Genomic DNA, 17,982 nt, shown 5'->3' with positions numbered 1-17,982 from the left:
TTTAGTAATTAAACAGCTGCTGAATCGGGACAATAAAGTCTACCCTGTTCTGCGCATTATCCACCGGATCCTGATCAAACAGGTGGCTGAAACGCACGCCAAATGTGAATGGCAGCGCATTGCCTATGCGGGTATCGAAGAATAATTCTGTACCAGCAGACGTGTAACGGGTATTAATATTTTGTAGCGCATAATTGGCCATACTGTAATCATAGAACAGGTTGGCCCTGACCCTGTTAAAATAAAGTATCTGCGCAAAGCCCCAGTCTGGATATGCCAATGGCAGGTGATAATTGGCGCCCAGCTTATAGATACGGGTATAGAATGGTGTATTATACCCTCTCGCATATACGAAGTTATCTGAGAATGAATAATTAAAAGATTTATCACGCTGCTGAAAAGCCGCCTGCAATACCAGGCTATGATTTTGCCATAAACCTGGCAGATACTGGTCCAGTCGTGCATACAGCTGCTCGGCATACAAACCATTTACAGAAGTATTGTACTGCACAGCCAGGTACTGCCCGAAATGCGTGAATATATTTTGTGTACCCTTCATCCGCTGATTGCTGAAGATGAGCGTATTACTGAGGAATTGTAAATCGTTCCCTTTGTACTTACTGTCGAGGTAACGATGACGGACATTATAGTTACTACCCACAGAAAGACTGCGGCTATAGAGGCCTCCGGAGAAATTGAGAGGAATGCTAATGCCCACATGAGCGGTCGCTTCATTCCAGTATACCCGTTGCCGGTTCTGATCCAGTCCATTACGGTTGATGGCGTAATCGGCTCCTACAGACAATACCGGAAACCAGCCACCGAAAGTGAAACCGGCTGCTATATCGGAGTAGCCTTCATTCCGGTTGTACGTATAGCCGATACTGGTAGAAGTAGTACTCAATATGTTTTCTCCTATCAGGGAAATACCGTAATCCGGATCATTAAAAGAAGGTACCCAGCTATGGATATTAAATGGATGTGTTAACTGCCGGTATTTCTTTACCGGTAAAGAATCATGGGGCACAACATCCAGGATATCCCCCCCTTCTTTAAAGTGTGGCTGCAGCCAGGCGCTGCGACCATCGCCACTCACGGGCACTTCTTTCCAGGAGGATGTGTTCAGTGCAGCATGATACAGCTTATACCCTTTTATAGTGAACTCACTGAAAATAAGACTGTCTTTCTGCGCATCTATGGCCATGTGTAATGCACTGTTGCCTCTGTCGGTTACTTCGTATGTTTTTTTATCTGCTAACGTAATAGCATATACGTTGTTTACATCTTTATAGCCACTGGTGAAATAAACAGTATCCCCACTTACGGCAGGTGTGCCGATGACGGTGAAGCTGAAAGGTGTCAGCACCGTGCTTTCGCCGGTAGTGAGCGACTGCTGTACCAGCGCCATTTCTCCTTTTGTATTACGTACTGCACTGATCACCGCCTGATCATTGGCTGCAAAACGCGGATAGGTATAGTACCAGTTTTCCGGGTTAGGCAGTTCTTTTTCAATGGTACCTGTTTGCGCGTTGATCAATTGCAGGTGGTACTGCATAGCAGGAGTGGTAGCTACTGCAATAACCTGCTGACCGTTTGCACTAATATCCGGGGAGAAGAATTTGCCTCTGGGAGATATTGTTTTCGTATGTCCGGTAGCGTTATCCCAAATACGGATCACTGAAAAATCTTTCCAACCCCAGCGCGCATCAAAGCGGGCGGCTGCCCATACTATGCGGCCATTGCGATAGCTGAAAAAATCATCGTATACAATACCGGGTCTTACCAGTAAATGTTCTTCGCCGGCGGCATTCAGCTGATAGATACCCGGCACTTTGTTCCAGGCATTCTTTAGTACAATCCATTCATTATTACCGGCGCTGTATACATATTTATAGTTAGTAACAGGTTTAGCTACCGGCAGTATGGCTACCGCCGGAGTAGTGTCCGGGCGGGCAGCATAGTTATTCCATAATGGCTGGTATTCGGCCAGCATGGCGTGATAAAAACCAGTTATATTTTTACCTGTTCTCTTTTTCAGGCAATGTGACATGGGATAAAAGAGACCACGGAAACGTACTGCATCGGTGGTAACATCTTTCCAGAATGTTTGCCCATAATGGCTACGGCCGTAGCTGGCCATCAGATATCCCAGTGGATAATGATCAGGCACATAATCTACATAAGAGCCATTCCGGATTTTCATATAGGCGTATTCTTTACCTGCCAGTGAAAGTCCGCGGAAACCATCGAAGAAACCTGGTAGTCTGCCCCTGCCCTGCGGCGTCAATGCGGTTTCCATCACCACGGCATCTCCTTCCCAAAACCAGTTGGGTACAGCAATATTAGTGATGGCAGCTTGTCCCAGCTGACCACCGAGAATTGAAAATACTTTAGATAAGCCCTGCCGGAAGTTCATGTTCTGTAACACGTGTCTGTATTCATGTACAGACAGTTGCTCAATCCAGTTAAGTGAGCCCAGGTCCAGTGAGGAAGGGGAAGGTGTCAGATAAAATTCCGAGCGAAAGGGGCCCAGCTGCACATAGCCGTTGGATTGCATCGTTTGGTTCTGCAATACCATATTGACTTTTCTTTCCAGCGGACCAATAGAGGTGCGGGTATAGCGATTCAGATAATGTACGATGTTGGCTACTCGTTCTCCCTGTGGTGCCATGCCTTTGGGAAAAATTACCCGTACGGTATCCGTATTTATTTGCTGCCATTTCAGCGAGGGTGGGTTGCCCCCGAATTGCTGTGCTGATAAAGAAAGAGAAAGGGCAAATAGAGAAATAGTGGCAAGGATACGCATAAGAGAATTACGAATTTCAAATTACGAATTACGGATAAGCGGATGATGATACCGTATAAACGAAAATATGTTTCTTTCCTTATATTATCACATCAAATCGCTGATATCTTCCTTTTTATCCGTAGTTCGTAATTCGTAATTCCTTTTCGTTAGCATTCCGGTAAGCTGATCGGAATATTTACCGCCAGGCCTCCATCAGAAGTTTCTTTGTATTTGGAATTCATGTCCTGGGCTGTTTCCCACATGGTTTTCACCACAGCATCCAGCGAAACTTTTGCCAGTTCCGGATTACTTTGCAGGGCCAGTTGAGAAGCCGTGATAGCTTTAATGGCGCCCATCGTATTTCTTTCGATGCAGGGAATCTGTACCAGTCCGCCGATTGGGTCGCAGGTAAGACCAAGGTGATGTTCCATCGCTATTTCTGCTGCCATCAACACCTGGCGCTGAGAACCGCCCATACATTCTGTGAGGGCTGCAGCAGCCATCGCAGAAGACACGCCGATTTCGGCCTGACAACCGCCCATAGCGGCGGAGATAGTGGAGCGTTTTTTAAAGATGCTGCCTATTTCGGATGCGGTGAGGATGAACTGTTGTATTTTATCATCATGGAAACCATCGCAGAAGGCAATGAAATACTGCAATACTGCGGGTATTACGCCAGCGGCGCCGTTGGTGGGCGCAGTAACTACGCGGCCGAAGGAAGCATTTTCTTCATTTACTGCCAGCGCAAAGCAGCTTACCCAGTCAAGTGTATAACTGAAATGCTCGCCGCCTGCTCTGATAGCAGTAATCCAGGAGGCATAATCTGTATAGGTACGTCCTTTCAGTAATTTCTTATTAAGAGCTGCAGCACGACGACCTACTCTCAGTCCGCCGGGCAATTCGCCGCTGGTATGGCATCCACGGAAAGTGCATTCCTGCATCACACGCCAGGTATTGAGTATTCCTTTCCTGGTTTCTTCTTCCGGGCGCCAGGCCTGTTCATTCTCCATTACCAGTTCAGAAATGCTGTATCCTGTTTTGATACACCATTGCAGGAGCTGGCGGGCGGTATCAATAGGAAAAGGCAGATCTACCTGCTGTGCACCACTACCCTTCTGTCCTTCCTGCACTACAAAGCCACCACCGATAGAATACCAGGTAGAAGCGATCTGTTCTCCATCCAGGAACGATACCAGGAATGTGAGGGCATTCGGATGAAAAGGCAAAGATTCTTCAAAAAGGAAGTCAATATCTTCAACGGGATCAAAGTCTATTTCATATTTACCTGCCAGCAACATTTTACGGCTGCGGCGGATATCGTCCATTTTAGGGGTGATCTGGTTTACATCAAAGGTTACAGGATCATCTCCACACAATCCCAACTGTACTGCAATATCAGTACCGTGTCCATGGCCTGTTTTAGCGAGGGAACCATATAATAACACCTGTACTTTGCTGACAGCCGGTAATCTGCCATCCTGTTCCAATTCTGCCAGGAAGCGGAGTGCCGCCCGCCAGGGGCCCAGGGTATGGGAACTGGAGGGACCAACGCCTATCTTAAAAATATCAAATACTGAAATACATTCGTGTGCCACTATTTTATAGTTTATCTGTAAAATTAATGGAAAGCAGGCGAATAAAACAATAACATAAAAAAGCGGTGCTGGCTGAGCCGGCACCGCTTTTCCTTTATCTTGTCAACAATTATTTATTCTGAAAATCTTTCAGTTTTACATTAAAGACCAATACGGTGTTGCCCGGAATCTGGCTTCGCCCCTGAGGCCCGTAAGCGAAAAAGGAAGGCAGCAACAAATTAATTTCTCCACCTCTTCCTATTTTGGGAATACCTATTGTCCAGCCGGTAATCACTCGGTTCAGATCAAAACTGGCATTATAGCTGCTATCGAACACCGTTTTATCCAGGAAAGTACCAACATAGGCTACGTTTACATAAGCCGCAGCGTTGGCGGTATCTGTTGTTGTACCTCTCTTGATGATCTGGTAAAAAATACCCAGTGAATCATGTTTTAAGTCAGTGATATTATTAGCTGCCGCATACGCAACAATCTTAGCGGAGTCAATGCTATACTGCGCTCTCACATCATAAGGGGGTGTATCATCTTTTTTTGAACAGGCAGCGAGCACTAATAGAAATAATCCTCCCAACAGAAAAACTTTCTTCATACAATTACAGTTTCGGTTTTATTATGAAATTAAAAGTTGACAATACGGTAGATAATAGTAAGGATTTTTTACCTGAAATTTATTAATTCCAGGTCAGAAATCAGGACGGCATTGGGTGGAATKACACCAGGTATACCGACAGGGCCGTAGGCCAGGGCTGGTGGAATATATAACCTGATTTTCCCTCCCTTGGAAATTTTCTGTAGTCCTATCTGCCAGCCTGGGATATGATTTTTCAGTTCCCGCTGATCAAAGTCAGTGGGACCAAATGAAGTACCTACTATTTCTCCGGAGAGCAGTTGGGTAGAATAAATGACGGTGGGAACAGAGGTCGCTTTCACAAAGTGAATGCTGTCACCTGGCTGCAGGATCTTATAATAAAGACCTGAGGCATCTTTGATGGCAGTTTCGTTATGGGCGCTGAGATAGCTGAGGATTACATTTTCCATCTGCACATCTCCCGTACTCATTTCCAGGGGCCCCTCGTTTTTAGTACATGCCGCCAGTAATATAATAAGGCAGGCACTTAATAGTTTAACAGCTGTATTCATCCGCTTCTGTTTACGATCCTGGTTGTTTAACGGATATCCGCCGCGAAAGTTACAATTATTCCGTTACTGGCATAAAAAACTCCTGCCAGCCTAAGCCTGCAGGAGTTCCTTTTATAGTAATAATATAGATTAGTAATCCATACCCATACCGTGGCCACCGCCGCCCATTGCAGGAGCAGAAGACTTAGGTTCTGGTTTATCAGCGATTACACATTCTGTAGTCAACAGCATAGAAGCGATTGATGCAGCATTTTCCAGTGCAATACGGGTTACTTTAGTTGGATCGATTACACCGGCAGCCAGTAAGTTTTCGAAAACTTCTGTACGGGCGTTGAAACCGAAATCACCTTTACCTTCTTTCACTTTCTGTACTACGATTGAACCTTCGATACCTGCGTTAGCAGTGATCTGACGTAATGGTTCTTCAATAGCACGTTTAACGATAGAGATACCGGTTTGTTCGTCATTGTTTTCGCCTTTCAGTGCAGCCAATGCTTCGATAGCGCGGATGTAAGCCACACCACCACCAGGAACGATACCTTCTTCAACGGMAGCGCGGGTAGCGTGTAAAGCATCGTCTACGCGATCTTTCTTTTCTTTCATTTCTACTTCAGTAGCAGCACCAACGTAAAGCACAGCCACACCACCGCTTAATTTAGCGAGACGTTCCTGTAATTTTTCGCGGTCGTAGTCAGAAGTAGTTACTTCGATCTGCGCTTTGATCTGTCCGATACGGCCAGTGATCGCATCTTTTTCACCTTTACCACCTACGATGGTAGTGTTATCTTTATCGATAGTGATAGATTCTGCTTTACCAAGGTAAGTCAGGTCTGCATTTTCCAGTTTGTAACCTTGTTCTTCGCTGATCACGATACCACCGGTGAGGGTAGCCAGATCCTGCAGCATATCCTTTCTTCTGTCGCCAAAGCCAGGAGCTTTAACAGCAGCAACTTTCAGGGTACCACGCAGTTTGTTTACAACCAGGGTAGCCAGTGCTTCACCTTCCAGATCTTCGGAGATGATCACCAGTGGAGCGCCTTGTTGAGCTACTTTTTCCAGGATGTGCAGGATATCCTTCATAGTGCTGATCTTTTTATCGTAGATCAGGATATAAGGGTTAGCCAATTCAGCCTGCATTTTTTCGCTGTTGGTAATGAAGTAAGGAGACAGGTAACCGCGGTCAAACTGCATACCTTCTACTACTTCAACAGTAGTGTCAGTACCTTTAGCTTCTTCTACAGTGATAACGCCATCTTTGGTTACTTTCTGCATTGCCTGGGCAATCAGTTTACCAATTTCGTTATCGTTATTAGCGGAGATAGATGCTACCTGTTCAATTTTCTGGTTGTCGTTTCCAACACTTTCAGACTGTTTTCTCAGGTTTTCAACTACCGCTTTAACTGCTTTGTCGATACCACGTTTCAGATCCATTGGGTTAGCACCGGCAGCTACGTTTTTCAAACCGTCGCCGATGATAGCCTGTGCCAGAACGGTTGCAGTGGTAGTACCATCACCTGCCAGGTCAGCAGTTTTGGAAGCTACTTCTTTCACCATTTGCGCACCCATATTCTCGATAGCGTCTTCGAGTTCAATTTCTTTTGCAACGGTAACACCATCTTTAGTTACACCAGGAGCACCGAATTTCTTTTCGATAACTACGTTACGACCTTTAGGGCCCAGGGTTACTTTAACGGCATCAGCCAGAGTGTCAACGCCTTTCTTCATTTTGTTGCGGGCGTCTATATTGAAGAAAATTTGTTTTGCCATAATACTTTGTAGATTTTTCTATTTAGGAATTAAAACATATCCGTGCTGCTATCTTAAACGATAGCCAGGATATCAGATTCACGCATGATTAAGTAATCTTCGCCTTCAATAGGGAGTTCCTGACCAGAGTATTTACCATACAGAACAGTATCACCTACTTTCACAGTGATTGGTTCATCTTTTTTACCAGGACCAGCAGCCACTACGGTGCCTCTCACTGGTTTTTCTTTTGCAGTATCCGGGATAATGATACCACCAGCTGTTTTCTCTTCTGCTGCTGCAGGTTTCACAATTACCCTGTCAGCTAAAGGTTTAATACTTAATTGTTTAGCCATAGTAGATTTTATTTAAAAAAGATGTTTATATTTTGTTCCTTCCCGTCCACGAGAATTGTGCCAAGGCGGTTTTCGGGTCAAATTTGCAGTTCACGAAGGTATTGACTGGATTCCATACTGACAAATCATGACAGGCAACCCGAAAAAATGACAGAAATGACAGGAAATGAAGCTGTCTTACCAGGAAAAAATCAGCAGTATCCCTAAAATCCCGGGTAACACAAATCCGCTCCAGGGGCTATCCCTGCCAAATATCCTTAAATATGAATTTTTTTCTCTAGTTTTGCGCCCTTATACCAGTTCTTTTTTATACGATGATCAGTAGAAGAAACATCCGGGTAAAAGTAATGCAAACACTTTACGCCCTGGAAACGATGGATGAAAGCAGTATTAAGCCAGGCACGGCCACCAGACTTTTGAACGAAAAGCTGGACCAAACCTGTCAGATCTTTACCTACTTACTTAATTCAGTGGTACAGGTGGCGCAATACGCAGAAATTGATGCGCAGGCCCGTGCCTCCAAACACTTACCCTCAGCCGAGGATCTGCAGGTAAATACCAAGATTGCAGGTAATGAATTTATTTTCCAGATAACCAATGACAAGGGGTTCCAGGTAAACCTGGAACAATGGAAGATGAAGCTGCAAACAGATGATGATCTGCTCAGAAAGCTTTATAACCAGATGGCCGTTACGGATACCTACAAAGCTTATATAGCAGACGGCACCCGTACCAAAGCCGGTGAAAAGGAAATACTCGAATTTATCTATAAAGAAGTACTGGGTAAAAGTGAGCTGTTTATACAGCATATGGAAGATACCTTCCTCCACTGGGGCGATGATGAAGAAATGATGAGCATTCTGATCAACAATTACTTCAACAAGCCACATCTCTTCAACTTCCTGCAGCTGATCAGCAAAGAAAAGCTGGACTATGCAAAAGAACTGTTGCTGACAGTAATTGACAAGAAAGATTACTGCCTGGAACTGATCAAGCCCAAGTTACAAAACTGGGATTCTGAGCGTATAGCAGCGGTAGATATGTTACTGATGGAGATGGGTGTATGTGAGTTCCTTTACTTCCCTACCATTCCTACCAAAGTAACGATCAACGAATATATCGATCTGGCAAAAGCATATAGCACACCACAGAGCGGACAGTTTATCAACGGTATTCTGGATAATATCCTGAAAGACCTGGAAAAAGAACAATTGGTTCAAAAACAGGACCGTCCCAAAAAGTAAGTGGGAAAAGTTATTTTTACCTAAAAAATAGCAATACCATGAAAAAGCTGTTCTGTTTATTCGCCTGTGGAAGCCTGCTGATAGCGGCTTGTAACAATAGTGCAAAAACTAATACCACTGCCGCAGGGGCTGCCGGCAGCGGACAGGTAAAAGAAGATGGGCAATCCTCTGCACTGACTTTTGAAGAAAAGGTGCATAATTTCGGAGAAATTGCAGCTGGTGAAAAGGTAGAGTACTCCTTTAAATTCACCAATACTGGCACCAGCCCTCTGCTGATCGAAGATGCTATCTCCAGCTGTGGTTGCACAGTACCGGAATGGCCGAAAGAACCGATCAAACCCGGACAATCCGGCTATATGAAAGTTATTTTCGATAGTCATGGTAAATCCGGTTATACAGAAAAAGAGATTTCTGTCAAAATCAACAATAAAGACGGTTATGTGGTAGGACCTAAAATCCAGTGTAATATTATTACCAAATAGACCCGAATAAACTATTAAATCAATTATAGATGAACATCCTGAACATTTTATTAATGGCGCCTCAAGGCGGTGCCTCAGGCGGCGGTAACTCCTGGGTTTCTTTCCTGTTTTTTGGTGGTATGATTGTCGTTATGTGGCTTTTTATGATTCGCCCTCAGACTAAGAAAGCAAAACTGCAGAAACAATTTATCGACAACCTGAAAGAAGGCGATAAAATTGTTACCATCGCAGGTATTCACGGTAAAGTGAAAAAAATGAACGATAACAATACTGTATTAATGGAAGTTAGTCCTGGTACCAGCTTTACCATTGAGCGTTCTGCTATCAGCATGGAATATACTTCAGCGCAACAGAAAGCAGCTGAAACCAAATAAAGATTACGGATTACCTTTTTATATTACGGAGTTGTGGACAGATATGCCCGCAACTCCGTAATTCATATGGGGTAATTCGTATTTTTTTTTAAATTGGGATTATGTTAAAGATAGGAATCACCGGAGGCATAGGCTCTGGCAAAAGCACCGTTAGCAAAATATTTGAATTATTAGGCGTGCCCGTATATTATGCGGACGAAAGAGCAAAAGATATACTGGTACGTGATCCGGAGCTGGTGGAGCAGGTAAAGCAACACTTTGGCGCCGAAGTATATGATGCTAATGGCGTCCTCAACCGAAAATACCTCGGCAATATTGTATTCAACGACAAAGACAAGCTGGCCATCCTCAACTCACTGGTACATCCGGCTACCATCCGGGATTCCGACCAATGGGCCCAGCAACAGCATACCCCTTATGTTTTAAAGGAAGCTGCTCTCCTTTTTGAGACAGAATCCTTCCACCACCTCGATAAAGTAATCGCCGTTTTTGCCCCCCAGCCACTGCGGATACATCGCGTCATGAAACGGGACAATGTTACCCGCAATGAAGTGCTGGCACGCATTTACAAACAAATTGATGAAACCATCAAAATGCGCTTAAGCGATTATATCATACACAACGATGAGCAGCATATGGTCATTCCGCAGGTACTGACATTACACCAGGAACTACTGGCGCTGGCTGCTGCGCATTAAGGTTACCTCGGGGATACCAGTGCGGGTGCCCCCTGTTGTTTTGCCTAACTTTGATAAAAATATGGATAATGGACAAGGCGAATAACTCCCCCATTCAACTGACAGCCAGTGCTGTAGATCAGGTGAAAAAATTATTACAGGGTGCTACAGAGGCACCTTACCTGCGGGTGGGTGTGAAAGGCGGGGGCTGCTCCGGTGTAGCTTATATGTTAGGATTTGATGCTATGATGGAAGATGATGACATATTTGATATTGCCGGTATACCAGTGATCATGAAAAAAGCACATGGCATGTACCTCATGGGCATGGAAATAGATTATCAACAGGATACTGCCGCAACGGGTTTTGTATTCAGAAACCCTTGATGAATAAACCCTTTATACCTGCTTCTTTTAACAATAAATCTCTTTCCGCAGCTAGAGTCTGCTACAACAGCCCTGCTATGGCCGGTTCTGACCTCCATTCATCGTCTGATTCGGTTGTACATCCGGAAGTCATCCGCGCATCAAGTCCACCTCAAGTCCACATCAAGTCCACCTCAAGTCCATATCAAGTCCACCTCATCCCCGCATCAAGTCCACCTCAACGGCTGTGCCGCTACAGGTACTTAGCGGGCGCTAAGTATAGCATAGACGGAGCCTACATAATGAAAAGGCAATGCTGACTATAATGACGGGTGTTCTTAATGCACTATAATAACCAGCTCTTAAATGCTTACACATAAAAAAACCTCCTGGCAAGCCAGGAGGTTTTTATTTATCAAACATTATTTCAGTTATCTCACTTATTTAGTAGCAGGAGCTGCTTTCTGAGCAGTTACTTCTACTGATTCACTTTCATTTCCCAGTTCGTTCTTTTTGTCAAAGTCAACCAGTACCGGAGCAGCCACGAAGATAGAAGAGTAAGTACCAGTGATCACACCTATCAGCATCGCAAAGGCGAAACCGCGGGTTACTTCACCACCAAAGATAAATAATATCAGGATGGTCAGGAACACCGTGAGGGAGGTCATAATAGTACGGCTCAGGGTATCGTTAATCGCTTTGTTGATAACGGTATTTCTGTCGCGACCATGTTTACCTGTTCTGAAGTATTCACGGATACGGTCAAATACGATCACGGTATCGTTCATGGAGAACCCGATCACTGTCAGGATCGCAGCAATAAAGTGCTGGTCAATTTCGAGTGTGAACGGTACAAAAGATCTGCACCAGGAGAATACTGCCAGTGTTACCAGTACGTCATGCAGCAGGGAGAATATAGTACCGATAGAGTACTGCCATTTGCTGAAACGCAACAGGATATACAGGAAAATCACTACGAGCGACAGCACGGTAGCTTTTACGGCACCAGCGCGTAAGTCATCGGAAATGGTAGGTGATACCGTTTGTGATCCAACAATATAGCGGCTGGCAAATACTTCAGGTGTTACAGAACCGTCATAGAACTGCTTCAGGCCACCATATAATTTATCAGCTACTTCTTTATCTACTGCCAGGCTCTGTTGTTCAATTTTGTATGCAGTGGTGATGTTCAGCTGGTTAGTACTTCCGATTGTTTTAACGAAGACTTCTGATGCGAATTCTTTCTTCAGTACATCAGCCACTTGCTCTCTGTTCATCGGATGTTCAAAGCGAACAGTATAGCTACGTCCACCAGAGAAATCGATACCGTGGTCGAAACCATGGAAGAAAGAAGATACACCTGCCACCATTACAAATGCAGAGATGATATAAGCATATTTACGTTTACCTACGAAGTCGAAGGCAGCGTGTTTAAATACTTTACGTGAAATAGGGGTAAAGTATTCGAAATGTCTTTTTCTCTTCATCCAGAAGTCAGTTACCATACGGGAAACCAGGATACCACAGAACAGAGACAGGAACAAACCTATGATCTGAGTGGTAGCAAAGCCCAGTACAGGCCCTAAACCGAAGTAAAACAGGATGAATGCAGTGAGGAGGGAGGTAACGTGACCATCCAGCACCGGAGCATAAGAACGTTTGTAACCGTCTGCTACTGCATCATGGTAGGACTTACCGTGGGTAAGTTCATCCTTGATTCTTTCGAAGATGATTACGTTGGTATCTACCGCCATACCGATTGTCAGTACCATACCGGCAATACCGGCCATTGTTAACGTAGCCCCCATAGATGCCAGGATACCGAAGGTAAACAGCAGGTTGAGTACCAGTGCAATGTTAGCTACCCAGCCGGCTGAGTTGTAATACACCAGCATGAGTACGAAAATGATTCCGAAGGAGATCATGAAAGACTTGGCACCAGCAGCGATAGATTCAGCGCCGAGGGTTGGTCCTACGATCTGTTCCTGTACGATCTGGGCAGGAGCCGGCATTTTACCGGATTTCAGGATATTGGCGAGGTCATTTGCTTCTTCGATGGTAAAGCTACCACTGATAGAAGAACGGCCACCGGCAATTTCGCCCTGTATAGAAGGTGCAGAGTAAACGATATTATCCAGTACTACCGCAACATAGTTTAAGGTAGCAGGATCTTTTGGATTGGTTGGAGCCAGTTCGCCGGTCAGTTTTTTCCATTCATGGGCACCTACGTTGTCCATGGTCATGCTGATTTCCGGTTGGTTGTTCTGGTCCATATCCTGACGTGCATCTACGATCCTTTCACCACCAACGCGGGGAGCAGGGTTAGCAGGATTCACTTTCAGGAGGTAAACAGCCATTGGGCCGTGTTTATCTTCTTTATTTTCAGGACCGAATGCAATCACGCCATCTTTAGGCAGAACAGCCTGAACAGCTGGCAGGCGAAGGTAACGGTTGAAAGTAGCAGTATCTTTAGGAAACACTCTTCCGATAGACGGACCAGGGAAAATGGTACCGGACTGAGGATCTGCGTTAGGGATAAATACCATGAACAGCGGATTTTGTTTCTGCTGTTCTTTAATTTGCAGTTCCTTGCTGGCATTTTTGCTGGTGTCTTTCTTTGACAGGTATTGTGTCAGACTGGCATCTTTACTGGTATCGCCGGCAGCAGGAGTAGTTGCTGCGTTTGCAGTATCTGCAGCGGCAACAGCAGGAGTGCTGGTGGTATTCAGTGAATTTTTGATGGCCTCATTTACAGGAAGCAATACATTCTGGAAAAATTCCGGACTGTTCTTGTACACTTCTCTGAATTCGAGGTTAGCAGTAGCCTGCAGATATTTGTGTACACGGGCAGCGTTATCAACACCTGCGAGTTCCACAGAGATCAGGCCTTTGTTTTCATCCAGGCTGATGTTAGGTTGTGCCACACCAAATTTATCAATACGTTTTTGCAGTACGATATAGGTATTTTTAATGGCAACACGTGATTCCTTGCGGATCATGTCCAGCACCTGCTGATTGGAAGAATTGAAGGTGATATCTTTTTGATAAGCGTTCGCAAAGATAGTCGCCAGTTTTCCTTGAGGAGCTACTTCGGCGTATGCTTGACCGAACAAAGTAACAAAATCTGACTGGTTTGTCTTTTTCAGCTCATTTGCCCTAACCAGCGCTCTGTTAAATGCAGCGTCCTTGGATTGACCGGATAAAGCGCGGATCACATCTTCCACGTTTACTTCCAGTACAACGTTCATACCTCCTACCAGGTCCAGACCGAGATTCAGTTCTTTCTCTTTGGCCTTGGTGTAGGTAACATACCATGGGAAACCTGCAATTTGCTTGCTGCTGGTACTGTCCACGATCTCTTGTCTCCTTTGCTTAATAACCCCAGCCAACGTATCTGAGTAGAAGCCCCGCAGTTCTTTCTGGTTGTCAGCGGGATATTTCTTTTCAGGTGTAGGGTATTCTTTGGCCACATCGTTCTTGGCCTGCTGCTCTATCTTCTTCTCATAGTTCCGCACCAAAAACGTGAAGGACAATTGGTACAAAGAGATAAGGATCAGTGCGATGGCAAAAAATCTTACCAGTCCTTTAAGTTGCATACTGTTTGTTTCGGGTTTATAAAAAAAATTTTTAAGAGTTGCAAAGATAGAATTTAAATCGATATATTAAAGCCCTTGTTAAAAGACGTGCAAAATGAGTATGCGCCTGCATTTGCAGGTAAGTTGGCATACTTTTTTATAAATCTGCTGATCCTGGATTCTGGTCTTTTTAATATTATTCCTTTGCTTTACAATCAATAACAACGACAAATATATGCAAACCCAACATTATCCGGCAACAGATAATTTTCTGGATGCTTTGCTGAAAAGTCAAAAAAGCCAGTTAGGCGCCGTTTTCAGCGACCCTGCCTCCTACCGTTTACAGGTAATTTTCACCCGGATAGACCGGGATGAGCAGCAATTGCCGCATTTCACGGACTATTTCTATGGTGTTCCTCCGGATACCTACTTCTACCCGGCTTCCACGGTGAAATTGCCGGCAGTAGCCCTGGCACTGGAAAAGCTGAATGATCTGGGGCTGCCGGGCCTTCACCGGAACACGCCTTTATTTACGGATCCGCTACCGGATATTAATACCGGGGTTCGCCGTGATCATTCCGCAGCTTCCGGATTACCGTCGGTGGCTCATTACATCAAAAAAATATTTCTTGTCAGCGACAATGACGCCTTTAACCGGCTATATGAACTAATAGGACAGGAACATTTTAACCGGCGGTTATGGGAAATGGGGTATGATCAGGCCCAGATCCGGCACCGGGTAGGGCTTCCCCTCTATGAAGCCGCCAATAAACACACCAACGGCGTGGTATTTCAAACGGGGAATGTGGTCCATTACCAGCAACCGGCACAGCTTAGCGGGCTTACCTTTCCACTACGGGAGGACTTCGCCGGAAAGGCGCATTACAACCACCTGGATAAGCTGGAACGCCAGCCCATGAACTTCTCCCATCGCAACAAACTCCCACTCATTCACTTACACAACATATTACGCAGCATAATTTTTCCGGAGGCTGTAACAAATCAACAGCGTTTCCGTTTAACAGAAGAAGATTATCATTTTTTGTATCAGAGTATGTCACAATATCCGGAGGAATCAACCGATCCAATATATGATCCGGAACAATATTACCAGGCATATACAAGATTTTTGCTTTTCGGAGGAGAGAGAGATAGCCGGATACCACCACATATCAGGATATTTAATAAACCAGGATGGGCATACGGATTTCTGACCGATACCGCTTATATTGTAGATTTCGCCAACAATACCGAGTTCTTATTATCGGCGAGCATCTTTGTAAATACAAGCGGGATACTGGGAGACGACCAACAGGCTTTTGAAGAAACAGGTAAGCCCTTTCTCAGGGCATTGGGACAAGTGATTTATACAGCGGAAGTGGCACGTCATAAAAACATATTGCCAGACCTTTCCCGCTTCAGACCAAACGACAAAAAAACAACTGATCAATAACACAAATTAAAAAACTGAGAGCAAAATGCTAACCAAGAAAAATCGCGTATGGGCCGCAGCAGCCCTGTTGACCGTAGTTGCCGGACTGACATCCTGCTTGAAAAATGATAACAATGTTACGCCTCAGCGGCAAACGGCCAAAGTCCTCGTTATTAACGTATCTAACAACACCGTTCCTGCCAGTTTTTACGACAATGGCCAGAAAATAAGCAAAGACGGTGCTAGTATTGGCTTCAACTTCATAGCCCCATATAACGCTTTGGGCGGTTCGCATACCTTTGAACTGAAGAAACTGACTGGGGATAGTGTAATTGCCACCAGCAGTGCCACTTTGGATTCTAACCTTTACTATACACATGTTATATTTAACAACCCAGTAAAGTCTATCACAGTACTGAACGACCTGGCCTCTGCAAGTCAAACGAAAATCAACATCCGTTGCTTTAACCTGTCTCCGGCTCCAGCCGCTGATCCTGGCCAAAAAGTAGATTTTTATATCGGTAGTGAGAAAGTAGACAGTAACCGTGCGTATATGTCTATAGGTGAATTGGCGTCTTCTACTACATTTAAGCAGTTCAGCAACTTCAGTGTGAATAACACCGTTACCATTAAGAAAGCAGGTACTAATGAAACATTGGCAACCAATAACAAACTAACTATCAGTGCTTTTAGTACCGGTCTCGTATATACCCTCTACTTTGCAGGTACTCCAGGCAGCACTGGTACAGATAAACTGATGACGGATGCTATCCCCAGCTACTATTAATAAATAATAAATTATAATCCATACAAATGCAGAAGGGGCCGTGATTGCGGCCCCTTCTGCATTGCGATAGCAGCCGGGTATCATCTTTCCATGTATTATCTACTTTTTTTCTGTAGGTTTGTTCCGGTACAATGTTAAGATATGAATCAACTAGCAGAAAGGCTGTCACGGATTTCCGAGCCTCAAACAATTAAAATGGCTAAACTCGGCCGTGAGTTGAAAGCCCAGGGTATAGACATCGTAGACCTTAGTATCGGAGAACCGGATTTTGACACCCCGGCACATATCCGGGAAGCCGCCAAAAAGGCGATTGACGAAGGGTTTACACACTATACACCCGTGGCTGGCTATGCAGACGTAAGACAGGCTGTAGTACACAAACTTAAAAGAGATAACGGTCTTGACTATACGCCGGAACAGATTGTTGTATCCACCGGCGCCAAGCAGTGCCTGGCCAATGCAGTGCTCAGCATTGTAAACCCGGGCGATGAAGTCATCATACCAACTCCTTACTGGGTTACCTATTCAGAACAGGTGAGTCTTTGCCAGGGAGTAGTCGTATTTGTTCCCTGCAGCATTGAAAACAATTATAAAATTACGCCGGAACAGCTGGAAGCGGCTATCACGCCTAAAAGCAGGCTGTTCATGTTTTCCTCTCCCTGCAACCCTACCGGATCAGTATATTCAAAAGAAGAGCTGGCAGGACTGGCAGCGGTATTTGCCAAACATCCGGAGATCTTTATCATCTCTGATGAAATATATGAGTATATCAATTACGTTGGTAACCACGAAAGTATCGCGCAGTTTGGTGATCTGATCAACCGCACGATCATTATCAATGGATTGAGCAAAGGCTTTGCCATGACAGGCTGGCGTTTGGGCTATATGGCGGCACCGCTGGATATAGCCAAAGCATGTGATAAAATCCAGAGCCAGTTTACTTCCGCTACCTGCTCCATCACGCAGCGGGCGGCTATTACCGCCCTTACCGGCGAGCTGACTACTGCTGTGGAAATGGTAGCCGAATTCAAAAAACGCCGTGCTTATATACATGAAGCCCTGAAAACCATTCCCGGCTTAAAGGTGAATGATCCGGAAGGCGCCTTCTATATGTTTCCTGATGTAAGCGCATTTCTGAATAAATCATTTGAAGATTCATATATCAAGGATGCAGATGACCTCTGTATGTATCTTCTTCATAAAGCCAACGTGTCTACCGTTACTGGTGGTGCGTTCCAACAGCCTAACTGTATCCGCTTGTCTTATGCCACCAGCATGGATAAGCTGGAAAAAGGGGTGGAAAGAATGAGAACCTGGCTGGGGAAACTGGCATAAGAACCGGGAATTAAGAATTACGAATTACGGCGTATTGCATGATCTTCGGATATATCCACCACACCGTAATTCGTAATTCTTAATTC

At 44.8% G+C, this 17,982-nt stretch carries 15 protein-coding genes; 8 read left to right on the top strand and 7 right to left on the bottom strand.

What is annotated here, in order from left to right:
• Nucleotide 1 precedes the first annotated feature (1 nt).
• The 6 genes from AC1DCV_RS27640 to AC1DCV_RS27615 all read right to left on the bottom strand — a co-directional run bounded on the left by AC1DCV_RS27640 (nt 2) and on the right by AC1DCV_RS27615 (nt 7,625).
• Complete coding sequence (locus tag AC1DCV_RS27640) at nt 2–2,806, bottom strand: hypothetical protein (protein WP_477026213.1); 2,805 nt, start codon at nt 2,804–2,806, stop codon at nt 2–4.
• A gap of 149 nt (nt 2,807–2,955) precedes the next feature.
• Nucleotides 2,956–4,383 carry an L-serine ammonia-lyase gene (locus AC1DCV_RS27635; protein ID WP_477026212.1) on the bottom strand — a complete coding sequence of 476 codons (1,428 nt, stop codon included), beginning with the start codon at nt 4,381–4,383 and terminating at the stop codon, nt 2,956–2,958.
• A 109-nt stretch (nt 4,384–4,492) separates the two neighbouring features.
• Complete coding sequence (locus AC1DCV_RS27630; RefSeq protein ID WP_477026211.1) at nt 4,493–4,972, bottom strand: FKBP-type peptidyl-prolyl cis-trans isomerase; 480 nt, start codon at nt 4,970–4,972, stop codon at nt 4,493–4,495.
• Nucleotides 4,973–5,040: 68 nt separating this feature from the next.
• Nucleotides 5,041–5,523, bottom strand: coding sequence for an FKBP-type peptidyl-prolyl cis-trans isomerase (locus AC1DCV_RS27625; RefSeq protein WP_477026210.1), 483 nt, complete (start codon nt 5,521–5,523; stop codon nt 5,041–5,043).
• A gap of 129 nt (nt 5,524–5,652) precedes the next feature.
• Nucleotides 5,653–7,290: a chaperonin GroEL gene (gene groL, locus AC1DCV_RS27620; protein ID WP_477026209.1), complete on the bottom strand. Its 1,638-nt coding sequence runs from the start codon at nt 7,288–7,290 to the stop codon at nt 5,653–5,655.
• Between the two features lie 53 nt (nt 7,291–7,343).
• A complete protein-coding gene (locus AC1DCV_RS27615) occupies nt 7,344–7,625 on the bottom strand; it encodes a co-chaperone GroES (RefSeq protein ID WP_079473337.1) in 282 nt (93 codons plus the stop codon).
• A 314-nt stretch (nt 7,626–7,939) separates the two neighbouring features.
• On the opposite strand from AC1DCV_RS27615, the gene nusB reads away from it, so the two are divergent.
• The 5 genes from nusB to AC1DCV_RS27590 all read left to right on the top strand — a co-directional run bounded on the left by nusB (nt 7,940) and on the right by AC1DCV_RS27590 (nt 10,788).
• Complete coding sequence (nusB, locus tag AC1DCV_RS27610; protein ID WP_477026208.1) at nt 7,940–8,869, top strand: transcription antitermination factor NusB; 930 nt, start codon at nt 7,940–7,942, stop codon at nt 8,867–8,869.
• Between the two features lie 38 nt (nt 8,870–8,907).
• Nucleotides 8,908–9,351, top strand: coding sequence for a DUF1573 domain-containing protein (locus tag AC1DCV_RS27605; protein WP_441571802.1), 444 nt, complete (start codon nt 8,908–8,910; stop codon nt 9,349–9,351).
• 29 nt (nt 9,352–9,380) lie between these two features.
• Nucleotides 9,381–9,725, top strand: coding sequence for a preprotein translocase subunit YajC (gene yajC / locus AC1DCV_RS27600; protein ID WP_441571803.1), 345 nt, complete (start codon nt 9,381–9,383; stop codon nt 9,723–9,725).
• Nucleotides 9,726–9,826: 101 nt separating this feature from the next.
• On the top strand, nt 9,827–10,423 hold the full coding sequence (gene coaE, locus AC1DCV_RS27595; protein ID WP_477026207.1) for a dephospho-CoA kinase: 597 nt from the start codon (nt 9,827–9,829) through the stop codon (nt 10,421–10,423).
• A 68-nt stretch (nt 10,424–10,491) separates the two neighbouring features.
• Complete coding sequence (locus AC1DCV_RS27590; RefSeq protein WP_477026206.1) at nt 10,492–10,788, top strand: HesB/IscA family protein; 297 nt, start codon at nt 10,492–10,494, stop codon at nt 10,786–10,788.
• A 419-nt stretch (nt 10,789–11,207) separates the two neighbouring features.
• Here AC1DCV_RS27590 and secDF read toward each other — a convergent pair whose 3' ends face one another.
• Entirely contained in the window at nt 11,208–14,363 is a 3,156-nt protein-coding gene (gene secDF / locus AC1DCV_RS27585) for a protein translocase subunit SecDF (protein ID WP_477026205.1), read from the bottom strand.
• Between the two features lie 214 nt (nt 14,364–14,577).
• Here secDF and AC1DCV_RS27580 point away from each other — a divergent pair, with 214 nt between their 5' ends.
• From AC1DCV_RS27580 to AC1DCV_RS27570, 3 genes are all read left to right on the top strand, one after another.
• The gene (locus AC1DCV_RS27580; RefSeq protein ID WP_477026204.1) at nt 14,578–15,795 is read left to right on the top strand and encodes a serine hydrolase; all 1,218 of its coding nucleotides are present in this window, start codon (nt 14,578–14,580) and stop codon (nt 15,793–15,795) included.
• Between the two features lie 25 nt (nt 15,796–15,820).
• On the top strand, nt 15,821–16,561 hold the full coding sequence (locus tag AC1DCV_RS27575; protein WP_477026203.1) for a DUF4397 domain-containing protein: 741 nt from the start codon (nt 15,821–15,823) through the stop codon (nt 16,559–16,561).
• Nucleotides 16,562–16,756: 195 nt separating this feature from the next.
• Entirely contained in the window at nt 16,757–17,896 is a 1,140-nt protein-coding gene (locus AC1DCV_RS27570) for a pyridoxal phosphate-dependent aminotransferase (RefSeq protein WP_477026202.1), read from the top strand.
• Nucleotides 17,897–17,982 lie beyond the last annotated feature (86 nt).

Source organism: Chitinophaga sp. 10T418, assembly GCF_056394125.1.
This window is presented reverse-complemented; position numbering and strand designations above follow the sequence as displayed.

What these genes read in the sequence shown, in the direction of transcription:
- AC1DCV_RS27630 (WP_477026211.1), bottom strand. Translation starts at nt 4,972, where the DNA reads ATGAAGAAAGTTTTTCTGTTGGGAGGATTATTTCTATTAGTGCTCGCT.
- coaE (WP_477026207.1), top strand. Translation starts at nt 9,827, where the DNA reads ATGTTAAAGATAGGAATCACCGGAGGCATAGGCTCTGGCAAAAGCACC.
- AC1DCV_RS27615 (WP_079473337.1), bottom strand. Translation starts at nt 7,625, where the DNA reads ATGGCTAAACAATTAAGTATTAAACCTTTAGCTGACAGGGTAATTGTG.
- secDF (WP_477026205.1), bottom strand. Translation starts at nt 14,363, where the DNA reads ATGCAACTTAAAGGACTGGTAAGATTTTTTGCCATCGCACTGATCCTT.
- AC1DCV_RS27580 (WP_477026204.1), top strand. Translation starts at nt 14,578, where the DNA reads ATGCAAACCCAACATTATCCGGCAACAGATAATTTTCTGGATGCTTTG.
- AC1DCV_RS27570 (WP_477026202.1), top strand. Translation starts at nt 16,757, where the DNA reads ATGGCTAAACTCGGCCGTGAGTTGAAAGCCCAGGGTATAGACATCGTA.
- AC1DCV_RS27590 (WP_477026206.1), top strand. Translation starts at nt 10,492, where the DNA reads ATGGACAAGGCGAATAACTCCCCCATTCAACTGACAGCCAGTGCTGTA.
- AC1DCV_RS27575 (WP_477026203.1), top strand. Translation starts at nt 15,821, where the DNA reads ATGCTAACCAAGAAAAATCGCGTATGGGCCGCAGCAGCCCTGTTGACC.
- AC1DCV_RS27605 (WP_441571802.1), top strand. Translation starts at nt 8,908, where the DNA reads ATGAAAAAGCTGTTCTGTTTATTCGCCTGTGGAAGCCTGCTGATAGCG.
- AC1DCV_RS27640 (WP_477026213.1), bottom strand. Translation starts at nt 2,806, where the DNA reads ATGCGTATCCTTGCCACTATTTCTCTATTTGCCCTTTCTCTTTCTTTA.
- nusB (WP_477026208.1), top strand. Translation starts at nt 7,940, where the DNA reads ATGATCAGTAGAAGAAACATCCGGGTAAAAGTAATGCAAACACTTTAC.
- yajC (WP_441571803.1), top strand. Translation starts at nt 9,381, where the DNA reads ATGAACATCCTGAACATTTTATTAATGGCGCCTCAAGGCGGTGCCTCA.